This is a genomic window from Stenotrophomonas sp. X, assembly GCF_055721025.1.
The window spans coordinates 3,413,617-3,428,774 of the sequence record NZ_CM146756.1 but is presented as its reverse complement, the minus strand read 5'-3'; the positions used below and the strand labels follow the sequence as shown (position 1 = coordinate 3,428,774).

Genomic DNA, 15,158 nt, shown 5'->3' with positions numbered 1-15,158 from the left:
CCGCACGATTCCCGGATGGTCGCTGTAGAGCCGAGCCCATGCTCGGCTGGCGCCCGTCCACACCGCGCAGCCGAGCGTGGCTCGGCTCTACAAGAGCCCGCTTCCGGATCTGAACGCGCTCTGACAATGAACGTCGCATTCACATCTTTTCGGATCTGTTGCATGGGTATCACGTCGAAGGCGATAGAACCTGTGCGTACTGACCCCTGTATGGAGAACGCCATGAACCGACTGCTCGCCCTCGCTTTCATCGCCACGCCGCTGGCCCTGCTGAGCCCGCAGGCCTTCGCGCAGTACACGGGGCCGGGGGCAGGGGCCGCTGCCAGCACCGTCGCTGACGCACGTGCGCAGCGCGATGACCATCCGGTGGTGCTGCGTGGCACCCTCATCGCCAAGATCGGTGACGAGCGCTACCAGTTCCGTGATGCCAGCGGCCAGATCGAGGTCGAGATCGATGACGAATACCTGCCGCCGCAGGCCATTGGCGCCGACACCGTAGTTGAACTGCGTGGCAAGGTCGACACGCATCGCTTCAAGCCCACCGACATCGATGTCGATCACGTCACCGTCGTGCCCGCAGGTTGAAGCGAACGGCAGCCGAGCGTGGGTTCGGCTCTACACATTCAATGCAATGAGGTTTGTTGCATTGAACCGATGAGGGAAATTGCATAACCCTCAAACATTGAGCGAATTCAAGAATTTCCCTTAACGTTCAACGTTTTAGGAATGCTTGAATGGCCTGCATGGCAATGGATTTCTAACATTCTCTCCGTCGCCCGCACCCATCCCCGCGGGCGATGCTCCCCTCCCTTTTCTCCTTGGGGAGGGGAGCTTTCATATTCCCCTTTTGTCCGAGAGAGACAACCATGCACGCCATCATCAAGAAAGCCGCGCTCGCTGCAGCGCTGGCCACTGCTTCGCTGTCCGCGCACGCGCTGGAAACCAAGATCTCCGTCTATGCCGACGTCGACCCGACCCTGGCACTGCTACGTGATGACGGCACCCCGCTGCCGGACGTGGTCAATCTTACTCACGATCCGCTCCGCGGCCTGATTCCGGACACCCAGCGCGTGCGTATCCACTCCAACGACGAAACCGCAGATATCGAGGCACGCATCGATGGTGCGTTTGTCCTCGCAAATGAGACGGGCAGCGCCACCGTGCCGATGACCATCAGCCTCAACAATCGCGCACTGAGTGCCGCCGCCATCGAGTACAAGGCAGTCGACCTGTTCACCGGTGCCGGTTCGACCCCGGGCGCCTCGATCTCGATGCCGTTGACCATTGCCCAGGCCACCCCGGCCCCGATCACCACCAAGGGTCGCTACAGCGGCATCGTCAACGTCGTGCTGAACCAGAAGGCCGCCACGCCGTAATCCCCCGCGCCGGCCCGGCTCCCGGGCCGGCCGCTTCTCCAGTGGTACCCCCATGACCTCACACGCTCCCGCCGTCACCCGGCTGGCGGTCGCGCTCGCCCTGGCGTTGTCCACTCCGCTGGCTGCCGCGCGCGGCGTCCCGCCCGGTTTCGAAGACCTGGTCGAAGGACAGACCGAACACCTCGACATCCAGCTGTTCGGCCGCTCGGCCGGGCTGTCGCCGGTGCGCGTCACCCTGGAGCACGTGCAGCTGGAAGATCCCGCGCGCGTGCTGCAGGCACTGGACCTGTCCGCCGAGGCGCAGGCCGCGCTGCTGCCGGCGCTGTCGCAGCCGCTGCCACGCAACAGCCACCTGGCCTGCCGCTTCGGTGGCGCCGAGGCCGGTTGCGGCTATCTGGATCCCCCGGAAGACCCTGCGGCCGCGCGCGCGCTGTATGACGAAGGCGAGGGCGCCGTGCGCCTGTTCGTGGCCCGCAAGTGGATCGGTGGCGAACCCGCCGCGGAACGCTTCCACGCGCTCAGCAGCAATGCCGAGAACGCTTTCCTGCACCAGCAGGTGCTCAACCTCACCGGTGGGCGTGACTACCAGTCGTTCAGTGCGCGCGGTACCGGCGTTCTGGGCCTGTTCCAGCGGGGCCATATGTCCGCCGACTGGTACTTCACCCAGCAGCGCTACCGCAGCAGTGGTGGCGATGCGCATTTCGAATTCGACAACGTCTATTACCGCCATGACCTGGGCCAGCAGTACTACCTGCAGGCCGGGCGCATGGACCGCCGCAACCTGTCCAGCCCACAGGGCGGCACCTTCGGTTTCAGCATGCTGCCGCTGGACCGCTTCGACGGTGCCCGCGTGGGCACCACCCAGGCTTACGTGGACAGCGATGCTGCCGTGCAGGCCTCGCCACTGACGGTCCTGCTCGCCCGCGATGCGCGCGTGGACGTGTTCGACGGCGAGCGCCTGCTGCAGACCTACTACCTGCAGGCCGGCATCAACCAGATCGATACCCGCAACTTCCCGTTCGGCAGCTACCTGGTGCGCATGCGCATCTACGAGGATGGCGTGCTGGTGCGTACCGAAGAAGCCCCGTTCGACAAGGGCGGTGACTGGACCGACAGCCAATGGCAGTGGTTCGTGCAGGGTGGCCGCCGCAACGAGCGCCGCAGCGACCGCTTCGACAGCGAACAGGTGGCGGTGGCCGGCATGCGTGTGCCATTGGCACGCGACCTGGCCGTTACTGCGGGCGTTGCCCATCTGGGCGGGCACAGCTATGGCGAACTGCGCGTGGACCTGCGCCGCGTGCTGGCCACGCAGGAGATGCGCGCAACCTTCAGCGGCATGCGCGGCAGCGATGGCAGCCACGGCCAGCAGCATCAGCTGTCATACCGCCGCAGCGCCTCCTGGAACATCTACCAGCAGCGCATGCGTGGCAAGGCCTGCCAGTTCGAGGCCGATGCACGGGACCGCCTGGGCTGCACCAACTCGCTCAGCGGATCGGTGTCGCTGCCGATCGCCGGTGGTACGGCCTACCTCGGACATACCCGGCGCCAGACCTGGCGCACCGGTTGGAGCCGTCCCGGTGACGATGATCCGTTGGCGCCACTGAATCCGTTCCTGCCGCCGCAACCGCTGCAACCGCACCGCGAGCCGCAGCTCAGCCGCACCTGGCAGGCCAGCTTCAGCCGCAGCCATCGTTGGCAGGATTTCAGCGTCTCCACGCGGCTGGGCCTGTGGCAGCAGCACAGCCAGTACAGTGCCCGCGACACCCGCACGCGCGACCGTGGCATCTACCTCAACGTAAGCTTCACCCGCCTGCAGCGCAGCCATGTTGGCAACGGCCAGCGCCGCTATGCGGTGGACATGCGCCAGCCGCAGCACCAGCGGCCGGAGATCAACTACAGCGTCGGCCAGAGCTATCGCCAGGAGGTGGACGCGCAGTTCCGTGAGCTGACCTCCGAGCTGCGCGCCAACAACAACGACCGCTACAGCGCATCGCTGGGCGGGCAGCTGCAGAACCGCTACGGACAGACCGGCGCCACCGTGGCGTACTACCAGCAGCATGGCCGCAGCGAGACCGCTTACAGCGGCACGCACAGCTCCGCCTTCGCGCTGGGCCGGCGGGGGGCCTACTGGGGCGCAGGCACCGGCGCCGATGCCGGGCTGGCGGTACAGGTAGCCGCCACCGATGACCTGGACCTGCAGGGCGTGGCGGCCGAACTGCAGGTGAGTGGCGCAGGCCGGCAACGGCTGCAGATTGGCGAGCGCCGGCTGCTGCCGTTGACCGCCTACCAGTCGCACCGTGCCGAACTGCAGGACGCCAGCAACGACACCAGCATGGCCGCCATCCGCGTGAGCGGCGTGGGCGGTGCACGCCCGATGTTCCTGGCGCCGGGGCGGCTGATGCGCATGCCGGTGCCGATCGAAGTGACCTATACCTTCATCGGCACCGCCCGCACGCTTGCCGGCGCGCCGCTGGGCGGCGCCCGCATCCTCAACGCGCCGGTACCCGGCACCAGCGCCAATGGCGGCTTCGTCGCCGACTTCCCGCGTCGCGAGACAACGCTGTACCTGCTGCAGGACGACCACCTGCTGCACTGCCCGCTGCAGGTGCGCGAGCGCCGCCAGGTGGTGCTGCTGGTCGGTGCCGTGCGCTGCGAACCGCTGGCCGTAGCCCAGCTGCCGGCGGAGATCCGCCAGCAGGCCCGCGTCACCCGGCTGCTGCAGGAACGCGCGCTGATTGCCGCCACGCCCCAGACCGCTGCTGCAGGAGGAACGCCATGAGCCGGCGTGTGTTGTTCGTGTTGATGCTGGTGTGCGCGCTGGCCGTGCTGATGCCACGGGCGTGGGCGCAGTGGCCGCCAGAGACACATCCCACCGACCAAAGCCGGGACATCGTGATGACGTGGGACCGCTCGGCCGTGCCCGGTGACGTGGTGCTGTGGGCGCCGAGGACGGTACTGGGGTTCAGTCATGACGTGGCGATGAAGTATGGGCAGATCCATGTGGTGTGTGGGTCTGCTTCTGATAGTGAGTTTGGTAAATGCCCCACGGCGGGTGTTCCACATCTAACTATTGGCGAGTCCGAAATCTCGCTTTTGATGGTCGAGCAGAGAACGGGCCTGCGCATCGAGATCAGGGCAATTGGGCATCTGCAGAGGATTATGTCAGGGCGGGTATGCAGCAATGACTACTGGGAGAAAACCCAACGATTTCTCTACGCGGCGAGTTGGTTTGAGTGTAGAGATCAACCGATTGGTACTGGCGTAAAACTGTCAGTTCCCACAAGAGAGCTGGTGCGTCTCGTCGCAGGCCACTGGAAGGCCACGATGCGCCTGTACATCAAGGCCGATCCCGCCGCAGCTCCCGTCGCCACCGCCACCTTCAACTTCGATTTCACTGTCACCGACTACGACGCGATCTCGATCTACTTTCCTGCCTTCGACACCGTCGCGCCGCTGGTCAACATGGACCTGCGCTACGACCCCATCAAGCAGATGGTGGGCGGCCGCAAGCAGCTGGAGATGTGCCTCTACGACGGCCTCGGCTCGCAGAGCGAGTTCCTCGGTGTCACCGTGCGTGACAGCGGGCCGCGCCCGCCACCCGGCAGCGACTTCGCGGTCTGGCATCGCGATGGTGGCAGCGACGACCGCCAGCGCCTGGACTACCACGTCAGCCTGAACTACGGCGGGCGCGATATCCGCATGCGGCATGGCGTGGAAGAACTGCTGCATGGCATCGACAGCGCCGAACTGCGCCTGGTCAAGCTGCCCGGTATCAGCCAGCCGGTCTATTGCGTGCCCACGCCGCTGACATTGCTGACACCTCCCACCCCCGTCGCCAGCAAGCGCCCCGGTCTCTACGAGGGCGAGCTGACGGTCGAACTGCGCGTCCCCACCGCCAAACCCTGATCCCACACGGAGCCTGCCATGAACAAACTGATCGTCTGGATGCTGCCGTTGAGTGCGCTGCTTGCGCCAGCAGCACACGCCAACCTGTCCATCCATCCCATGCGAACCGCGATGGATGCCAAGCGCGGTGCGCAGATCCGCGTCTACTCGCAGTCCACCCGCCCGCAGTATGTACAGGCCAGCCTGCGCCGCATCGACCACCCGGCAACGCCCCGCGAACAGGAGCAGGATATCGAGGTCGCCGATTCGGCCATTGCCATTACGCCCGGCAAGTTCGCGCTGTCAGGCGGTGGCAATCGCCTGATCCGGCTGATCCCTTTGCAGCCGGTGCAGAAGGAAACCGCGTACCGCGTGTACTTCGAAGGTGTGCGCGGCCCGGAAGGCACTGAACTGGAAAGCAGCGAAGACGCTGCGCACGCCGACGTCGGCGTCAGCCTGGTGTGGGGGGCGCTGGTGAACGTGGTGCCCGCCGACGGCGTGGTCGACCTGCAGGTGCGCGGCAACACGCTGCACAACAGCGGCACCCTGCGCGTGGGCATCGTCCATGCGGCCGAATGTACGGCCGCCGGCGTCTGCACGCCGCACGACCTCTCGCACAGCCTGTACCCGGATGCCGATTTCACCCTGCCGTTCCAGCCGCAGCCGGGCAATTCGCTGCGCCTGCGCTACCGGCTCAGCCAGGACGGTTATCGCGAGCATGTCCAGGACGTGGCCATCCAGTCCAGTTGATCCCCCTCCCTGCGTCCCGCGCATGGCGCGGGATGTCTTTTCCGCAAACTGTTAAGGAGAAAGACCATGAATCGAATCTATCGACGTATCTGGAACCGGGCCAAGGGGTGCTGGGAGGTAGCCAGCGAGCTGGCTGTAGTAAAAGGAAGCACCAGCGGCCCGCGCAGGCTGATTCCAGTACTGGTGGTCGCGTTGACGGCTACAGCCGCCATGCAGGATGCGACCGCAGGAGTTGACTACTATGGCTGCTCGGTCCTTGACTCTGGTTCCAACTATCTTCGCTGCCTTCCACATGCGGGTCAGACCGATGGAACCTTGTGGGCTAACGCTGCGGCCGATGCGAAAGAGTATCTGATCATTGGTGGCGGGACGTATCTGAGTGGCAGCTGGGGGGCGGGTTTCGGACACCAAAGCCGGATCGTTGGCAACTATGGATCCGCGTTTGGCTACAAGGCCACCATCAACGGCGTAGACAGTGTTGCCGTGGGCTACAACGCGACTGCCAATGGTGGTCACAGCACGGTTGTAGGCGCCAATGCCTACGGCAAGGGAATCGGCTCCACCGCATTCGGAAACAGCGCTGCGGCAACGCGTCAGAACGCGCTTGCGATCGGCAGTGGCTCGTTGTCACAGAGCGAGAATGCGGTTGCAATGGGCGCGAACGCATTTGCCAATGGCGTTGATGGCGTAGCCTTGGGCAGCAAAGCCTCGGTTGATACCGGCGGCGGCACGTCCGGCATCGCCATTGGTGCTGCTGCGAAGGCCGGGACGCCGGGTTACACCGGTGCAATCGCCATAGGCGGTGGCGCCGAGGCGCGCATTGATGGCGTAGCCCTGGGCTACGGTGCGTCGGCAGCCGCGCAAGGAGCAGTTGCGCTGGGTGTGCGTTCTTCCGCAACCGAAGTGAATACTGTCTCTGTGGGCAGTTCCACGCTGCGACGGCGGATTGTGAACGTGGAAGACGGCCGCATCACGGCTTCCAGCTCAGATGCCGTTACCGGCAAGCAACTGCATGCGATGAACGAGCGGGTCGATGGCTTGATCAAGCAGGATTCCGCGAGCGGCATAGTGCGTATTGCCAACAGCAATACCGGCACGGAAGTCAGCATGCGCAATGCAGTGTTGGCGACGCGAAAAGTGAGTGGCGTTTCTGATGGAACGTTGACGACAAGCAGTACGGATGCCGTGAATGGCCGGCAGCTCAACGCCACGAACACCAGGCTGGGGACAGTGGAATCGGCAGTGGGAACTGTAAAGGGAGACCTTGCCGACGTCCGTACGCTCGCCCAGTCGGCCACCAACCGTATCGATGCCACCACCCTGGCGCTGGGCAAGGGCGCAGTTGCAGAGTCGGGCAGCTACGGTATCAGCACCGCCATCGGCAACAACGCCAAGGCCTACAACGGTCGCAGTGTCGCACTCGGGTTCGATGCGCTGGCCGGCGTCGATGCAGAGGGCAACAAGGTGAACAACCAGAATGCCGGCGTGTCCATCGGAGCGAACACGCGCAGCGCAAACGGCGCGGTCGCGACCGGCTTCCGAGCCATCGCGAGCGGAAACTTCTCCATTGCCATAGGCGGTGATGCCAATGCGGCCGCCGAGCATGCCACTGCAATGGGGTACCTGAGCAAAGCCACAGCAAAGCAGTCCACTGCGCTGGGGCGTGGCAGCGAGGCCAAGGCGCAGTTCGCCACCGCGTTGGGCAATCTTGCGGTATCGGCCAACACCAGCGCCGTTGCACTGGGTGACCGGGCCAACGCCCGCCATGACAATGCAGTGGCATTGGGTGCCGGCTCAGTGACGGCGTCCGTCAACTCCGTATCGGTGGGCAGTGCCACTCTCAAGCGCAAGATCCAGTACATTGCCGATGGCGCGGTCAGCAATGGCAGTACCGATGCCATCACCGGCAATCAGCTGTTCGCGACCAACCAGGCCGTATCCACCGCGCAGAGCACGGCCACGAGCGCGCAGACGGCAGCCAACGCCGCCAAGGTCGACGCCGCCAAGGCACTGACCGAGACGACCGCGCTCGCCGGCCTGGTCTCTCAGACCGCCGCCAGCGGCAATGTCCGTTTGGGTGGGAAGAACAGCGGCACCGTACTGGACGTGCGCAACAGTGCCAACGCCAGCCGGAAGGTTGTCGGTGTGGCTGACGGCGACTTGGGTGACAGCAGCAATGAAGCGGTCAACGGCAAGCAGCTCAATGCCACCAACGTGCAGGTCGCTGCCGTGGAGAAAGCGGCTACGGCCGCGCAGGCGGATGCAATGGTTGCGAAGGCAGATGCTGCCAAGGCGCTGGTCAGCACGAGTGCGCTGGAAGGGCTGGTCAGCCAGACCGCCGCCAGCGGTAATGTCCGCCTGGGCGAGAAGAACAGCGGAACGGTGCTGGACGTGCGAAACAGTGCAGATGCCAGTCGAAAGATCAGTGGAGTTGCTGACGCAGCATTGAGCACGACCAGTACAGAGGCTGTGGCTGGGAGACAGCTGCACCAAACTAATGGTCGAGTTTCGGCTCTAGAGGAAATTAACCGGTATTTCAGTGTTGGAACGGATGCGTTCAGTCAGCCTGCGGAAGCGAATGTGCTAGGCGTGGCCATCGGCGATTCTGCGAAGACCGGAGGCGAGGGGGGAACCGCGCTGGGCTCGTTCTCTCTAGCGGATGGCATCAATTCTGTAGCTGTCGGTCGAGGTTCAACCGTTTCGAAAGACTCTCTAAATGGCTTTGCTATGGGAGCCGGAGCCCAGGTGGATGAAGTGGGCGGCGTCGCAATTGGTGCGGCGGCTAAGGTTCGCGCTGGAGCAACGAGGGCTATGGCACTTGGCTCAGGAGCTGAAGCAACAGAGGCTGACACCGCATCCTTCGGTACTAATGGTACGTGGCGCCGCCTCGTGAATGTCGCTCGTGGCACGGCTGAGCACAATGTCACTACGGTTTCCCAACTCAAGGACTCCCTCGCCACGCTCGGCGGCAGCGCAAGCATGGACGCCAGCGGCAACATCGTTGCGCCGACCTACTCGGTGCAGGGCGGTACGCAGAACACCGTTGAGGACGCGTTGATGGCCCTCGATGGTGCTGTCATCACCGCAGGCCGCCGTGCGGACATGGTGGAAGGCCAGCTCAACTCGATCTTCCAGGATTCACCCTCGGCCCGTGGCGATGGCAGGAGCCAGATCGAGCTGAGTGGCGCGAACGGCATGGTGTTGGCCAATCTGGCTGACGGTCGGGTGGCGCCTGGAAGCCGTGATGCCGTAACGGGCAATCAGCTGTACGCCGCAGAGCAGAAGATCTCGCAGAATCGAAATGATCTGGAGGCGATGCGCAAGGAGCGGGAGATGGGCGAGCGGGCAATGCGTGGATTGGATGCGGGCGTCATCGACTACGGTGGTGCGCGCTTGACTGGTGTGGCCGACGGCTCGCTCTCCGTGGACAGTCGAGATGTAGTTACTGGGCGCCAGTTATTCAGTGTTAGCGATCGGGTATCGCAGATTGAGGATCAGCACCGCTTCTTCAAGATCGATACAGATGAGCTTAGTGAAGGCGCGTTGGCCGGCTTCCTCGGAGTGGCAATTGGCGACTCTGCCCGAACGGGAGTTGACGGTGGAACAGCCATTGGCTCCTACGCAGCTGCGCTGGGGGTGAATTCGGTCGCTCTTGGACGTGGGTCTTGGGTCTCCGAAGATTCGAGTGGTGGCTTTGCCGTGGGAGCTGGTGCGCAGGTGTGGGAACGTAACGGCATTGCCATTGGGGAGAGCGCTATGGTCCTTAAGGGTGCAGACGGCTCCCTCGCGTTGGGAGTTGGTGCAGTGGCAACTGAGAAAGGTACGGCTTCGTTTGGTAGCGGGAGCATTCAACGCCGCCTCGTAAACATCGCCAACGGCACCGCCAACCACAACGCCGCCACCGTCGGCCAGCTGCGCGATGCACTGTCCGCCCTCGGCAGCGAAGTCGATGCCAACGGCAATATCGTCGGTTCCAGCTTCACCGTGCAAGGCCAGTCTCAGTCCACGCTCAATGGTGCATTGGAAGCGCTCGACGGCGCGGTGATCAGCAACCGCTCGCGCGTGAACCAGGTCGAGTCGCAGCTGCGCAGCGTGTTCCAGGACACGCCCTCGGTCCGCGCCGACGGTCTCAACCAGCTCACCCTCGCCGGAACCCACGGCATGGTCATCTCCAACGTGGCCAACGGCCTGATCGCCGCCGGCAGCCGCGACGCGGTCAATGGTGGCCAGCTGCATTCGATGCAGCAGCAGCTCAACGGCCGTATCGATGGCCTGGAAGAGCGCATCGATGCACCGCAGCCGCGGGCAATGGCCGTCGCGTCGGTGCCCGAACCGGAAGTGCCGGTGCCGCTGGCCGAAGGCGGCCAGCAGGTGGCGTCGGCAGGCGAGGGTGAGAAGCCCGCGCCGCAGCCGAAGTCGAAGAAGGACGACACGCCCAAGCCGCAGGTCGACACCGCTGAACTGGAGAAGATGCTGGCCCGTGCCAACGAGTACACCGATGGCGCGATCAGCAACTTCGAGCGTCGCCTGGACAAGATGGACAAGCGCTTCAACCGCATGGCGGCGATGAGCAGCGCGCAGACCGCGATGGCGATGAACACCGCCGGCCTGGCCACCTACAACCGCCTCGGCGCGGGCGTGGGCTACAGCGAGGGTGAGTCGGCGATGGCAGTGGGCTACCAGCGTGTGCTCAACGAGAAGGGCTCGGCCACCTTCAGCCTCAATGGGGCGTTCACCAACAGCGGCGAACGCAGCATGGGTGTCGGCGTGGGCATCGGCTGGTAAGCCATGCAGCCCCGGCGTGGTGCGCGTAATGAACCCCGCCGCGCCGGGGTCCTTGCCGAGGAGATGGCAATGTATCGATGGGTAAGCCGGTTCATCAGCTACCGCACGTTCTACCTTTGGCGGGCGCGGTATTACTACTACACCCGCAATCTGGACCGCTGGCTGCTGTTCGCCCTGCTGTGCGTGGCGGGCATGGGCTTGGCGGCCTGGTACACCTGGCGGGTATCGAGTGTGCCGCCGCCGCGCGTGCATCCGGAGGCGGCCGCGCTGCGCGTGGAGAACATCACCCAGGAGGCGATCCATCGCATCGTGCTGGTGCGGCATGGCGGCCCAACCCCGGGCGAACCGTTCACCACCCCGGAGGATGTCCGTGCCGGCACGCTGCGCACACTGCGGGTGCGGCAGCTGCTGGACAGTGCGATGGTGTGGCAGCTGAAGGCCCACATGCTGGCCGACATCGCGACGTACATCGATGCCACGGGAAGCTGCTTCCCTTTCCCGTGCTGGCAGGTGAGCCATCGGCTGGAACTCATGCGTGCGGCGGAGGCGGAGAACGCGGCCATCAACCGGGCGCTGGAGCCGGTACTGGAAATCCCGCTGGACAGGATGCCCAACCTCAACGGCGGTGAGCGCGCGCGGATACAGACGGCGTGGTCCGATCCGTTCGGCGATGTCTACAACCAGACCTGGTTGCTGGGCGATCTGCAGAACATGCACGCGCGGATGATGATGGCGTATCCGCAGCGGGTGGGAGCGCCCTGGTTGATGCGCCTGCTTGGCGATGAAACGGAGGAGCAACACCATGATGTCTGGTAGGGCAATGCACCTCCTGTAGAGCCGAGCCATGCTCGGCTGCTCTTCGGTCAGGTGTCCGGATGCCTGATGCACCGTGCGGACCAACGGTCCGCACCTACCAGAACCTGCGCGACCGTCACCCGCCGACGTACGCGGTGATCTCCGCTTCGGCCAGCAGCTGCCGCAACTGCGCGACAGACGCGCGTCGCATCGGCTTCTCATCCACCGGCGACAGCGGCGCCTGGCGCAGCGCATCGTATGGCAGTACGGCCAGGTCGAAGGTCAGCTCCTCGGCACTGAACACCCACACTGGCACGTCCAGGCTGCGCTCGCGGTCCATGCGCAGGCGGCGCGTCCGCGATTCGGCAGGGATGCCGTGCTCCTCCAGGAAGCGATGCACGGCTTCCGGGTCGTCGCTGTGCAGGTGCAGCTGCACGGGGCTGTTGGCGTCGGCGGTGCCCTCCAACACTGGGCCAGCCAGGCGCGGGGAGAAGCCGTGCAGGAACTCCAGCGCACGCATCGCGGCCTCGCGGCGGCGCTGCAGTTCACTGCCGTGTTGGGGCCCGGCGAACAGCCGCTGGTACTCGCGCAGGGCGTCTTCGATCTCGGTGTTGCGGGGCAGGGAGGCATCGTCGTGGATGCCGAGCCGGCTGGCGGCCTTCAACTTGGCCTGGTGGTAGTCGCGGATGCCGCCTTCAGCCATCAGGCGGGCGGCTTCGTGGGCGAGGCGGTGGCGCCGCTCGCGGGTCTGGCTGGCAGCATGCTGACGGGCGCGATGCATGCGATGACTCCCTGTTGCGACCTGGCTACAGAGTAGCGCAGGGATGTGACATCTGCGTGGGTATGGCGCGGAGATGCCAACCAACGGTTGGCACCCACCACGGCAAACGGGTGCCGTTGATCCTGTAGAGCCGAGCCCATGCTCGGCTGCTCTACCGCGGGCCCCCGAAGCCGAGCATGGGCTCGGCTCTACAAAGGGCAATGCCAACCAACGGTTGGCACCCACCGAATCCTGCCTCTTAGAAGATATCGAACGCGGCGGCGTCGGCCTGCGGCGTATTGAGGTTCAGGTCGTAGTCGGTCAGGCGGTCCATGTCTTCCACCTTCACCCACTCGGTCGCGCCGTTGAGCGTGGCCTGGACCATGCCGCTGGGCGGCTCGTTCTGCGCGATCGGGGTGTCCTTCAGCGCGGTGCGCATGTAGTCGATCCAGATCGGCAGCGCCGCCTTGCCACCGTATTCGCGGTAACCCAGCGAGCGGAAGTCGTCGCGGCCCACCCACACGGTGGTCACGTACGGGCCGCCGAAGCCGGAGAACCAGGCGTCACGATGGTCGTTGGTGGAGCCGGTCTTGCCGCCCACGTCCTCGCGGCCGAGCACCTTGGCCTGCACACCGGTACCGCGCTGGACCACGTCGCGCATCATCGACACCAGCTGGTAGGCGGTACGGGCGTCGATCGCGCGCGGGGCAGTGCGGGCGTCCGGGTTGGCCGGAGCGGCGGCAGTTTCGGTCTTGGCTTCGGCCTTGGCCGCAGCGGCCGGGTCCACCTTCGGGGCCGGGGCGCCGAAGTTGAAGCCATCCACCACCTGGTTGACCGGCTGATCGCTGCTGCCCGCACAGTCGCGGCAGGCCAGTGCCGGGTTTTCCTTGAACACCAGGTTGCCGTCGCGGTCATTGACCTGGTCGATCAGCCAGGTATCCACGCGCGAGCCGCCATTGGCGAACACCGCGTAGCCACGCGCCACCGACAGCGGGGTCAGCGAGGCAGTACCCAGCGACATCGACAGGTTCGGCGGAAGCTCCGATTCGGCGAAGCCAAATTCGCTGATGTACTTGCGCGCATAGTCCACGCCCATGCCATCGAGCAGGCGCACCGAGACCAGGTTGCGCGACTGCACCAGCGCTTCACGCAGGCGCATCGGGCCGCGGAAGCCGCCGCCGTCGTTCTGCGGGGCCCAGGTCTTGCCGCGGCGGTCGCGGAACACGACCGGGGCGTCGAGCACGATCGAGGCCGGGTTGTAGCCCTTGTCGAACGCTGCGGCGTAGATGAACGGCTTGAAGCTGGAACCCGGCTGGCGGCGGGCCTGGGTGGCGCGGTTGAACTTGTTGCCGGAGAAGCTGAAGCCACCGACCAGCGCCTTCAGCGCGCCGCTGTGGGCATCCAGCGAGACCAGCGCGGATTGGCCGCGCGGGATCTGGTCCAGCAGCCACTCGCCCTCCTTGGCACCGGCGCGTACGCGCACGATGTCGCCGCGCTGCACCAGCTTGCCCGGGGTCTTGTTGGTCCACTTGGCGGCACCGGCCGGCAGCACGATCTCGGTGCGGTTGGCCAGCACCACCGTGGCGCTGCCGTCGGCAGCGGTGCTGGCGACGATTGCCGGCAGCAGGCCGGCCTGGCCGTACATGCCGCGCAGGTGCTCGGCCAGCGCGGCGGTATCGTCGCCGGCGCCCAGCTGCACCTGCTTCTCCACGCCGTGCCAACCGTGGCGGTGGTCGTACAGCAGCAGGCCGTCACGGACGGCCAGGTTGGCGGCGGTCTGCAGGGTGGAGTCGATCGTGGTGGTGACGTGGTAGCCCTTGTTGACCACGTCGCCGCCGAAGCGGGCGATCATTTCCTGGCGCACCAGCTCGGCCACGTAGGGCGCATCGACCTGCACCGGCGGCTCATGCGCGGTGGCGTGCATCGGCACGGCCTTGGCCGCGTCGGCTTCGGCCTGGCTGACGAACTTCAGGTCCGCCATGCGCTGCAGCACGTAATTGTCGCGGCGCTGGCGGGCACGTTCCGGGTTGGAGATCGGGTTGCCCGACGAGGGGAACTTGGGGATACCGGCCAGCGAGGCCATCTCGTCCAGGTCCAGCTCGTTCAGCTTCTTGCCATAGTAGAACTCGGCGGCGGCGGCCACGCCGTAGGCGCGGTTGCCGAAGAAACTCTTGTTCAGGTACAGCTCGAAGATCTCGTCCTTGCTCAGTTCGGACTCGATCTTGCGCGCCAGCAGGATCTCGGCCAGCTTGCGGGTATAGCTGTACTCGGAGCTGAGGAAGAACTGGCGGGCGACCTGCTGGGTGATGGTGGAGCCACCCGGCACGCGCTTGTCGTTGGTGGTGGCCAGCAGCCAGACCGCACGGCCGATGCCCATGTAGTCCACGCCGCCATGCTCGTAGAAGCGGGCGTCCTCGGTGGCCAGGAAGGCCTGCTTCAGCCGCTCGGGCACGTCCTTCATGGTGACCGGGGTGCGCCGGGTCTCGCCGAACACCGCCATCAGCTTACCGTCGGCAGCGTAGACGTACATCGGCTCCTGCATTTCCACGTCGCGCAGGGTCTGCACGTCGGGAAGCTTGGAGGAAACGGCATAGTACAGACCGCCCACGGCGGCCGCGCCGATCAGCGCCAGGACCAGGACAATCAGGAAGATCCAGCGCAGCCAGCGGCGGAGTCGAGTCATCGGGTTCAGATTCCGATTGCGAATTTCGTGGTCGCAGAGTATAGATTACGCAAGGTGGCGGCTGGGGTCGGCACCGGGGAGCGCAAGGGGAACAGTCAGGGGCTGCATGGTGAATCCGTGAGGG

9 protein-coding genes are annotated in these 15,158 nt (G+C 65.3%); 7 read left to right on the top strand and 2 right to left on the bottom strand.

Features of this window, described 5'->3' with window-relative positions; translation table 11 throughout:
• Nucleotides 1-222: 222 nt before the first annotated feature.
• The 7 genes from ACZ75I_RS15795 (at nt 223) to ACZ75I_RS15765 (ending at nt 11,612) form a co-directional block, all read left to right on the top strand.
• Nucleotides 223-585, top strand: coding sequence for a NirD/YgiW/YdeI family stress tolerance protein (locus tag ACZ75I_RS15795; RefSeq protein WP_180867309.1), 363 nt, complete (start codon nt 223-225; stop codon nt 583-585).
• 281 nt (nt 586-866) lie between these two features.
• Nucleotides 867-1,376 (top strand): CS1 type fimbrial major subunit, encoded by a 510-nt coding sequence (locus ACZ75I_RS15790; protein ID WP_180867313.1) that lies wholly within the window; start codon nt 867-869, stop codon nt 1,374-1,376.
• A gap of 52 nt (nt 1,377-1,428) precedes the next feature.
• Nucleotides 1,429-4,155 carry a TcfC E-set like domain-containing protein gene (locus ACZ75I_RS15785; RefSeq protein ID WP_472958257.1) on the top strand — a complete coding sequence of 909 codons (2,727 nt, stop codon included), beginning with the start codon at nt 1,429-1,431 and terminating at the stop codon, nt 4,153-4,155.
• Nucleotides 4,152-5,282, top strand: coding sequence for a CfaE/CblD family pilus tip adhesin (locus ACZ75I_RS15780; protein ID WP_472958255.1), 1,131 nt, complete (start codon nt 4,152-4,154; stop codon nt 5,280-5,282). Before ACZ75I_RS15785 ends, ACZ75I_RS15780 begins: the two co-directional genes overlap by 4 nt.
• Nucleotides 5,283-5,300: 18 nt before the next feature.
• Nucleotides 5,301-6,011, top strand: a complete 711-nt coding sequence (locus ACZ75I_RS15775; RefSeq protein WP_472958253.1) for a pilus assembly protein — start codon at nt 5,301-5,303, stop codon at nt 6,009-6,011.
• Between the two features lie 66 nt (nt 6,012-6,077).
• Nucleotides 6,078-10,796 carry an ESPR-type extended signal peptide-containing protein gene (locus ACZ75I_RS15770; protein WP_472958252.1) on the top strand — a complete coding sequence of 1,573 codons (4,719 nt, stop codon included), beginning with the start codon at nt 6,078-6,080 and terminating at the stop codon, nt 10,794-10,796.
• Between the two features lie 69 nt (nt 10,797-10,865).
• A complete protein-coding gene (locus tag ACZ75I_RS15765) occupies nt 10,866-11,612 on the top strand; it encodes a hypothetical protein (RefSeq protein WP_472958251.1) in 747 nt (248 codons plus the stop codon).
• A 115-nt stretch (nt 11,613-11,727) separates the two neighbouring features.
• On the opposite strand, the gene ACZ75I_RS15760 is transcribed toward ACZ75I_RS15765, so the two are convergent.
• Together ACZ75I_RS15760 and ACZ75I_RS15755 are read right to left on the bottom strand one after the other, a co-directional pair.
• Nucleotides 11,728-12,372: a hypothetical protein gene (locus ACZ75I_RS15760; protein WP_346476929.1), complete on the bottom strand. Its 645-nt coding sequence runs from the start codon at nt 12,370-12,372 to the stop codon at nt 11,728-11,730.
• Between the two features lie 238 nt (nt 12,373-12,610).
• Nucleotides 12,611-15,034 carry a penicillin-binding protein 1A gene (locus ACZ75I_RS15755; protein ID WP_472958250.1) on the bottom strand — a complete coding sequence of 808 codons (2,424 nt, stop codon included), beginning with the start codon at nt 15,032-15,034 and terminating at the stop codon, nt 12,611-12,613.
• Nucleotides 15,035-15,158: the final 124 nt, after the last annotated feature.

Excerpts from the sequence above, each read along its gene's own strand:
- ACZ75I_RS15755 (WP_472958250.1), bottom strand. The coding sequence starts at position 15,034 with ATGACTCGACTCCGCCGCTGGCTGCGCTGGATCTTCCTGATTGTCCTG.
- ACZ75I_RS15785 (WP_472958257.1), top strand. The coding sequence starts at position 1,429 with ATGACCTCACACGCTCCCGCCGTCACCCGGCTGGCGGTCGCGCTCGCC.
- ACZ75I_RS15790 (WP_180867313.1), top strand. The coding sequence starts at position 867 with ATGCACGCCATCATCAAGAAAGCCGCGCTCGCTGCAGCGCTGGCCACT.
- ACZ75I_RS15775 (WP_472958253.1), top strand. The coding sequence starts at position 5,301 with ATGAACAAACTGATCGTCTGGATGCTGCCGTTGAGTGCGCTGCTTGCG.
- ACZ75I_RS15795 (WP_180867309.1), top strand. The coding sequence starts at position 223 with ATGAACCGACTGCTCGCCCTCGCTTTCATCGCCACGCCGCTGGCCCTG.
- ACZ75I_RS15770 (WP_472958252.1), top strand. The coding sequence starts at position 6,078 with ATGAATCGAATCTATCGACGTATCTGGAACCGGGCCAAGGGGTGCTGG.
- ACZ75I_RS15760 (WP_346476929.1), bottom strand. The coding sequence starts at position 12,372 with ATGCATCGCGCCCGTCAGCATGCTGCCAGCCAGACCCGCGAGCGGCGC.
- ACZ75I_RS15780 (WP_472958255.1), top strand. The coding sequence starts at position 4,152 with ATGAGCCGGCGTGTGTTGTTCGTGTTGATGCTGGTGTGCGCGCTGGCC.
- ACZ75I_RS15765 (WP_472958251.1), top strand. The coding sequence starts at position 10,866 with ATGTATCGATGGGTAAGCCGGTTCATCAGCTACCGCACGTTCTACCTT.